Source organism: Bradyrhizobium sp. YR681, assembly GCF_000282615.1.
Lineage (GTDB): Bacteria > Pseudomonadota > Alphaproteobacteria > Rhizobiales > Xanthobacteraceae > Bradyrhizobium.
Map to the genome: position 1 here is coordinate 1 of NZ_AKIY01000130.1, position 8,392 is coordinate 8,392.

The following is an 8,392-nucleotide window of genomic DNA, read 5'->3' on the forward strand; positions in this document are numbered from 1 at the left end:
GCTCGCGCCGCCCGCCAGCGTTTGCGTCCGCTCCAGGCGAATGCCGCGCGCCGCGTAGGCGACGAAATCGAGCCCGCAGATGTTCGGCAGGATGTCCTTGTCGCCATGGCGCGCCGCGAGCTTGCAGAAGCCGCAGGCCTTGTAATTGACGCCGAATTCAAAATCGTCCTCTGGACCCGGCTCGACGAAATCGTAGACGAAATCTTCCGGAAACTCGATTCGATGGCTTTCAGTAACGCTTCTTGCCGCCTGCTCGCGCAGCAGGGCCTGGTTCTCCGGCGACATGAATTGGCGGCCTGCGGCGAGACGCTCCGCTTCAGGCGCGATCAGCAATTGCACCTTGTAGGTCTCCCGCTCGATCTCGCCGATCACGGGCACCGGCACGCCGTGCCGCCGCAGCACCCGGCTGATGGCCATGAACCCCGTCAGACGCATGAAGAAATCGCTCATGCGGCTTGCCGCGCCGCCGACATAGGGCATCTGGGTGAGAACGATCTCGAATTCGTCCATCACCTCCTGCCTGATCCGGTCGATATCCGAGAGCTGCGCGCGCTCGCGGAGCATCGCTTCGGCAATGTCGAGTCGCTCGCGCATGGCGGCTTCCATTGCGCCTCGATGCGTCTGGTAGAAGGGATGGATCATCTCAGCCATTGGACACCTGATCGAATTGGTCGTTGCAAGGCGGCGACGCCGGCTTCATTCGGCGGCGATCGCCTCGATCTCCAGCAGCCATTTGCTGTCGACGGTCTCGACGACCACGACCGTCAGCGCAGGCTGGTGCTCCCCGAGCATCGCGCAGCGAACAGCGCGATTGGTCACGAGCTGGTTGCGATCGGTCAGGAACGTGGTGACCTTGACCAGATGCCCGACGCCAAGGCCGGCGGCAGCGAGCACGTTCTTGACGTTGCGCCAGGCCTGCTCGCATTGCGCCTCGAAACCCTCGGGCACCGTGCCGTCGGGATTTTCAGGCACTTGGCCGCTGATGAACAGCAGGCGGCGATGCTCCCTGACTTCAAGTCCCATGCAGTAGCCGCTGGCGGGCGGGTGAACCGTTGCGGGATTGTGGCTGACGATGTGGGCTGGGGGCATGGGGTTTCTCCGGATTGCGGGCCGACCGTATCCGGCGGCATCGCCCCGGCGCAAAGCATCATTCCTGCGGTTCAGCGCAAGAAAATCTATTGCAAGGCCGCAGCCCATCGGTGTCAAACTGGAGCGCGATGACCTACGCCCTTCCCCCGCTCAACGCGCTCCGCGCCTTCGAGGCCGCCGCCCGGCATCTCAGCTTCAAGCTCGCCGCGCACGAGCTGCACGTGACGCCCGCCGCCGTCGGGCAGCAGGTGAAGGCGCTGGAAGCGCGCCTCGGCGTGCAGCTCTTCGAGCGGCTGCACAAGCAGCTCATCCTCACCGCGGCCGGTCAGGCCTATCTGCCCGGGGTCTCCGAAGGCTTTCGCCACATTGCGGAGGCGACCTCGCAATTGAAACCGGCGGGCGCCGTGCTGCTGCAACTGGGCGCCCATGGCAGCTTCGATTTGCGCCGTCTCGATCTGGCGGCGTTTCGCGGCGCGCATGCGGAAATCGGCTTGCGGGTGCTCCAGCCCGCCGGCCTGCACGAATTGGTGGAGGGCAAGGTCGATCTCTTGATCGCCCGCGGTCTCGGCCACCATCCGGGCTATCGCTGCGACCGGATCAATGAGGGATCCGGCCTTGGTGACTGGCTGATTGCGCCCGAAGGTACAGCGGATTGCCCCGAGATCGTCAGTTTTCGCGAATGGCTGCGCGCCCAGCCGGTTGAGAAGGCGCTCGCAAACCGCCGCCCGCGTCTGGTCGGCATGGCCGGAAGTTGAGCCAGCAACTTGTTGCTGACCTCAAGGCCTACGAACAAGCCCACGTCGTCCGCGTTTGCCGATCGAAACGACGTGCCGGGCATACAGATAAACCGCGAGAAAGACGATAAACAGGCCAGCTGTCCAACGGCCAGCAGCAAATACTGCAATGCACAGCAAGAAGACGAGAAATGCCACGATGGTCCAAACCAACGCGAACCCCAAGTAGGTCCGTCCGGTCGGGATATTGCTCACATTACGCGCCATGGCTTCTGTTCAGTCCGATGCCTCACCACCCGGCAAAGCAATAGGACAACGCTAAACACACTTTGCCACGTCAGGCCGATGCGAACTGCATCAGGTTAAGAGCCGATGATCAGAACAGTTAAAATCGCCGCGCAGATCGCATGGACGGTTTCAACCGTGGGAATGTGGACTTTCGTTGGCGGCGTCTTCGGTTGGACACATCACGAATGGATAGGTGCCATAGCGCTCGGGACCGTTGGATTTTGCGCAGGAACGATGCTGGCAGCGTCACCTCTCGCATTTCTCGACATCCTGGGCGCCGGATTGTGACTGGGAGGCTCACCTCGGCTTCTGCGCGCTAGCCAGATCGTGTGCTCATGGACCTCAGCTTCCGAACACAAAGCGGAAGTCTACGACCTTCAACGTGTTCAGCGGCTTGTGACCCGAGGCGGACCTCAGCTATCGTCGCTGAATATTGATACTAACGCAGCTTGGACCCTGCCAAACGCCACTCTTCAAGCACTGCTCCTTCCACTCGGAGCAGGTGTTTGCGTCCATACCAACCATCTTACTCCTCAAGCTATCAGTCGGTGCGGCTGGGCTTTTGAAGTAGGCAACGCAAGCTGCCCCAAATTCAGAGCAAGTTGAAAGGCGAGGCTCGCGCGGAACGCATGGCGAGCGAACGTCTTGAGCGCTGGGCATGGCGGTCAGCTCATAGACAGCTACGCCAACCAACAGGACAACAAGCGCAGCGATGAGCTTCCTCATGCAAATGCCATTCGACCGATAAGCGTCTGAGCAATAGCAGGCCGTCAGTAACAGAGAACGATCCTCGAAGAATTAACAAAACACGGACAGTCCGGACATACTCGCTCAACGCGTTAGTAACCGGTGTCCATAGTTGCGCTTTATGCCAGTTCAGTCGGCTTGTGGCCCTTGGCCGACTAGTTAGGGCGAACTGACCGTGTCCGGTCTTGAAGACCAAACGGACGCGGCACGACCTCCGCGCGGGCTGATCGGGTTTATGAGGACACGCCCTAAGTGGGGGCCAATACCATCTGCCCCGCAATCTCGTCAGCGCGCCAGCACCGCACCGCGTGTCCGTCGGGGCGCGTTTCCAGCACCGGCCCCGGCTCGCTGCGGCACACGTCCTCCGCATAACGACAGCGCGGGCTGAATGCGCAGCCGTTCGGCGGATTGAGAGGATTGGGCAAGTCGCCGCCGGTCGTCGCCAGCGGCGCATGGCGCAGCGGATCGGGGATGGCGGCGATCAAGGCCTGCGTGTAGGGGTGCGCGGGACGCTCGAATATCTCGCGCCAGTCGCCGTTCTCGACGATGCGGCCGAGATACATCACGGCGACCTTGTCGCTCATGTGCTCGACGACGCCGAGGTCGTGGCTGATCATGATGTAGGACAGGCTAAGCGTCTCCTTCAGCTCCAGCAGCAGGTTGATGATCTGGGCACGGATCGAGACGTCGAGCGCCGAGACCGGCTCGTCGCAGATGACGATTTTGGGATTGAGGATCAGCGCGCGGGCGATGCCGATGCGCTGGCGCTGGCCGCCGGAGAATTCGTGCGGGTAGCGATCGGCCTGTTCGGGCCGCAGGCCGACATGCCGCAGCATGCTTGCGACGCGGTCTTCGATCTCGCTCTTTGCGGTCACCCCGTGCACGCGCAGAGGATCCTCCAGCGTGCGGCGCACGGTCTGGCGCGGATTGAGCGAGGCATAGGGATCCTGGAAGACGATCTGCACGGTGCGGGCCAGGGCCTTGCGATCGCCGGATGGCCCGTCCGTCACCACCTGTCCGTCAACCACGATGCGGCCGCGCGTCGGCTTCAACAGGCCCAGGATCGAGAGCGCGACCGTCGACTTGCCGGAGCCGGATTCGCCGACGAGGCCGAGACATTCGCCGCGCTTCAGCGTGAGATCGACACCGTCGACGGCACGAAGCAGCCGCCGCTCGCGGCCGAGCAGGCCGCCGCCCAGCGGAAAATGAACCGCGAGATCCTCGACACTGAGAATGACGTCGTCCGGCCTGCCCTCACCCGATCTCACTTTGGGCTCATGCATGGTGGTGACACCTCACCAAACCGCCCGCCTCCAGCAAATCCGTCTGCGGCACGACCGTCCGGCAAATATCGGTCGCCTGCGCGCAACGCGGATTGAACCTGCAACCGTCAGGGAAAGCCGTGATGGCGGGGACGACGCCCGCGATCTCCTTGAGCCTCGCGCGGCCGAGCGCCGCGCGGCTGCCCAGCCGCGGCAGCGAGTCGACGAGGCCCTGCGTATAGGGATGCGCCGGCGAGCGGAAGATATCGGCCGAGCCACGCTCCTCGACGATACGGCCGGCATACATGACGGCGACGCGGCGGCAGACATTGGCGACGAGGCCGAGATCATGGCTGATCATCAGGATCGCCGTGCCCCGCTCGGCGCACAGATTCCGCATCAGCTCGATGATCTCCGCCTGCACCGTGACGTCGAGCGCGGTGGTCGGCTCGTCGGCGATCAGCAGATCCGGACCGCAGGCCAGCGCGATGGCGATCATGACGCGCTGGCGCATGCCGCCGGAGAGCTGGTGCGGGTAATCCTTGACGCGTCGCTCCGGCGCGGGGACACGGACATTCGCCAGCGCCTCGACCGCCAGCTGGTCGGCTTCCCGCCAGCTCTTGCCCTGGTGCAGCACGAACATCTCGGCGATCTGCCGGCCCACCGGCGAGACCGGGTTCAGCGCCGTCATCGGCTCCTGGAAGATCATGGCGATGCGATTGCCGCGCAGCTCGCGCTGCCTGGCCGCCGAAAGGTGCTGGATCTCCCGCCCCTCGAACCGGATGACGCCGCCGCCGATCGACAAAGGCCGCCGCAACAGGCCGATCAGGGCCAGCGCCGAGATGCTCTTGCCGCAGCCGGATTCGCCGACGAGGCCGAACGTCTCGCCACGATCGATCCGGAACGAAACGCCCTCGGCCGCCGCGACGCGCCGCGATCCGTCATCGATATCGATGCGCAGATCCTCGACTTCGATCAGCGGCGCGCCCGTCATGTGCGGCGGCTCCGCGACTGGGGATCGAGGATGTCGCGCAGGCCGTCGCCGAGCAGGTTGAGGCCAAGCACCGTCAGGAAGATGGCAAGGCCGGGGAACACCGAGAGCCACGGCGCCGTCGTGATCTGGTCGCGGGCCTCCGACAGCATGCTGCCCCAGCTCGGGAACGGCGGGCGGACACCGAGACCGAGGAACGACAAGGCGGCTTCCGACAGCACCGCACTGCCCATGCCGAGCGTGCCGATGACGATGAGGGGGCCGAGCATGTTCGGCAGCAGCTGCGTGATCATGATGCGCACATCGCCGTAGCCGAGCACGGTCGCGGCCTGCACATAGCCCTGGCTTCTGAGCGACAACGCCGAGGCCCGTGCGATCCGGCAGGTGAAGGACCAGTTGGTCAGGCCGAGCGCGATCAGCAGGCTGGTCAGGCCGGGCCCGAGCACCGCCATGATGGCCAGCGCGAAGATCAGCGAGGGGATCGCGAGCATCAGATTGGTCAGCGCATTGACGACATCGTCCCACCAGCCGCCGAAATAGCCGGCGCTCAGGCCCAGCGCCACGCCGATGACGCTGTTGATGAGTTGCGAGACGATGCCGACCGTCAGCGAGATGCGCGCGCCGTAGACGACGCGTGAATAGATGTCGCGGCCCTGCCCGTCGGTCCCGAACCACCAGGTCCAGCTCGGCGGCTCCTCCGCGTTCATCAGATTGGCGTCGAGCACGGGATCGGTGTGCGCCAGCCACGGCGCGAGCAGGCCGACCAGGATCGCAAGCGCGAACAGGGCACCGCCGATGACGAGATTGGCGCGGAGTTTCATGCGTATCTGATCCTGGGATCGATCACGCCGTAGAGCAGGTCGATCAGCAGATTGATCGCGAGAAAGAACAGCACGACCACGAGAATGGAGCCCTGCACGGCGGGAATGTCGCGCTGAAGCACGCTGTCGACCAGCAGCGAGCCGATGCCCGGCCACGAGAACAGCTTTTCGACCACGACCGCCTGCCCCATCAGCGCGCCGAATTGCAGGCCCATGGTCGTGAGAATGAGGACGAGCGCGTTGCGCATCACGTGCCACTTCACGACCCTGACCTCGCTCATGCCCTTCGAGCGTGCGGTGCGGACGAAATCCGCGGTCATGATTTCGAGCACCGCGGCGCGCGTCGTCCGGGCCAGCAGCGCCATCGGCGAGACGCCGAGCGTCACGGCCGGCAGGATCAGATATTTGCCGCCGCCATCGCCATAGCCGAAGCTCGGCAGCCAGCCGAGCTTGAGCGCGAACAGGTACATCAACAGCAGCCCGAGCCAGAACTTGGCCAATGACAGGCCCGACACCGCCAACACCATGGCGGCGCTGTCGACGATACCGCCCGGCCGCAACGCGGCGACAAAGCCCAGGGGCACGCCGATCACGACCGCGAACGCCATGGACGCGAAGATCAGTTGCAGCGTCGGCCATGCCCGCTTGGCGATCATGGCGGTGACAGGCTCGCGCGTCCGGAACGAGGTGCCGAAATCACCGGTCGCGAGCTTCGCGATATAGGCGCCGAAGCGCATGTAGACGGGCTCATCGAGGCCGAGCTGCTTCTTCAAGCGCAGCTCGACCTGAGGATCGGCGTCGTCGCTCATGGTCGAGACGATGCTGCCGGGAACGACGCTGAACAGCACGAAGACCAGCAGCACGACGGCAAGCACGGTCGGAATGGTCTGCAGGAGGCGACGGAACAAGAAGGAGAGCATCGGCACTTTTCCTCTCTCCCTCCATCTGATGTCGCGATGGAGGGAGCGCGGGAGCGTGTGTCACTTCGCGGGAGAGGTCTCGTCGACCCAGAGGTCTTCGACGTTCTGGTGGGTCAGCTCCGTCGCGTTCAGCTGAACGCCCTTCAGCCACGGCTGCACCGCCATGACCGCCTTGTTGTAGTTGAAGAACCAGACCGGCGCCTCGTCGTAGAGCAGCGCATTGGCCTTTTGCAGCAGCTGGCCACGCTTGGCCAAATCGTCGGACTGCCCGGCCTCGTCGACCAGCTTGTCGAAGTCGGCGTTCTTGAAGTTCATGTAGTTGCAGGCCGATTGCGGCGTCGCCGAATGGAAGCATTTCAGCGCCGCCTGGGGATCCGGGCCGGTCTGCTGGGAATAGATGAAGGCCTGGTAGTCGCCGCTGCGAACCACCTCCGACAGCACCGCGGCCTCGACCTGCTTGACCTTCGCCTTGATACCCACCCTGTCCAGCATCGGGATGACGGCCGTGACGATCGGCAGGCCCCAGCTCTCATTCTGGCTGGTGGTCCATTCGAATTCGAAGCCGTTGGGATACCCGGCCTCGCTGAGCAACTGCTTGGCCTTGGCGGGATCGTAGGGGTAGGGCTTCATGGTCTTGTCGTAGAGCGGCGAGGTCAGCGGCAGCCAGCTGGTGGCGCGATAGGCCTTGCCCTTGACCAGCTTGTTGATGATCAGATCGGTGTCGATCGCATAGTTGATGGCCTGCCGGACGCGCTGGTCGGTGAACGGCTTGAAGGCGGGATTCATCCCCATGTAGCGCGTGAAGACCTCGGCGACCTCGACGATGGTGCCCTTGAGGTCGGCGTCGGACTGGTAGGCGACATACTGCGCGGGACCCAGCACCGAGGTGTCGATCTCCTTGTTGCGGAAGGCGACGTCGCGCGCCGCGGCCTCGCCCATGACCGACACGATGACCTTGTCGGCGTAGGGCTTGCCGGGCTTGTAGAACCGGTCCCACCGCTCCAGCACGATGCGCGATCCCGGCACGTGCTCGACGAATTTGAACGGCCCGAGGCCGATCGGCTTCTGGAGGAAGCCCTCCTTGGCGGCCTCGTCGGCCGGATAGATCGACGTCAGCGCAGTGAAGAAGTAGAAGCCCGGATCGACCTTCTCGGTCAGCTTCATCTCAAGGGTGAAATCGTCGATCTTCTTCAGGCCGGAGATCTCCTTGGCCTGGCCCTTCTCGACCGCGGCCGCACCCTCGATCACGCGGACGTAACGCGCACCGGGATAGGCCTTGGCGCCGTCCATGATGCGGTTGTAGGACCAGATGACGTCGTCGGCCGTCATCTTGCGGCCGCTGTGGAAATAGGCGTCGTCGCGCAGCTTGAAGGTGTGAACGAGGCCGCCGCCCGAGACGACGTCCTCCTTGGCAAGCTCCAGCACCGGCTTGCCTTCGGCGGAATTCCAGATGTAGAGCGACCGGTGCAGGGCCTTGGCGTAGATCTCGTCCTGGGCGCGCTGGGTGGTGTGAATGTCGAGGCTGGTGAAGCTCGAGCCT

Annotated in this window: 8 protein-coding genes; 1 reads left to right on the plus strand and 7 read right to left on the minus strand. The window is 64.1% G+C overall.

Translation table 11 applies throughout. The annotated features are described in order from the left end of the window. On the minus strand, positions 1-651 hold a 651-nt coding region (locus tag PMI42_RS11850), incomplete at its 3' end, for an L-2-amino-thiazoline-4-carboxylic acid hydrolase (RefSeq protein ID WP_008134078.1). 45 nt (positions 652-696) lie between these two features. Further along, a complete protein-coding gene (locus PMI42_RS11855) occupies positions 697-1,089 on the minus strand; it encodes a RidA family protein (RefSeq protein ID WP_008134079.1) in 393 nt (130 codons plus the stop codon). Positions 1,090-1,217: 128 nt separating this feature from the next. Here PMI42_RS11855 and PMI42_RS11860 point away from each other — a divergent pair, with 128 nt between their 5' ends. Next, positions 1,218-1,844, plus strand: coding sequence for a LysR family transcriptional regulator (locus PMI42_RS11860; RefSeq protein WP_008134080.1), 627 nt, complete (start codon positions 1,218-1,220; stop codon positions 1,842-1,844). A 1,262-nt stretch (positions 1,845-3,106) separates the two neighbouring features. Here PMI42_RS11860 and PMI42_RS11865 read toward each other — a convergent pair. From PMI42_RS11865 to PMI42_RS11885, 5 genes are all read right to left on the minus strand, one after another. Continuing rightward, entirely contained in the window at positions 3,107-4,141 is a 1,035-nt protein-coding gene (locus PMI42_RS11865; protein ID WP_008134082.1) for an ABC transporter ATP-binding protein, read from the minus strand. Next, complete coding sequence (locus tag PMI42_RS11870; protein WP_008134084.1) at positions 4,134-5,114, minus strand: ABC transporter ATP-binding protein; 981 nt, start codon at positions 5,112-5,114, stop codon at positions 4,134-4,136. Before PMI42_RS11870 ends, PMI42_RS11865 begins: the two co-directional genes overlap by 8 nt. Beyond that, positions 5,111-5,932: an ABC transporter permease gene (locus PMI42_RS11875; protein ID WP_008134085.1), complete on the minus strand. Its 822-nt coding sequence runs from the start codon at positions 5,930-5,932 to the stop codon at positions 5,111-5,113. Before PMI42_RS11875 ends, PMI42_RS11870 begins: the two co-directional genes overlap by 4 nt. Continuing rightward, complete coding sequence (locus PMI42_RS11880) at positions 5,929-6,852, minus strand: ABC transporter permease (RefSeq protein ID WP_008134086.1); 924 nt, start codon at positions 6,850-6,852, stop codon at positions 5,929-5,931. The genes PMI42_RS11875 and PMI42_RS11880 overlap by 4 nt, the downstream gene beginning before the upstream one ends. 60 nt (positions 6,853-6,912) lie before the next feature. After that, the coding region (locus PMI42_RS11885) for an ABC transporter substrate-binding protein (RefSeq protein WP_008134087.1) at positions 6,913-8,392 on the minus strand (1,480 nt) is incomplete at its 5' end.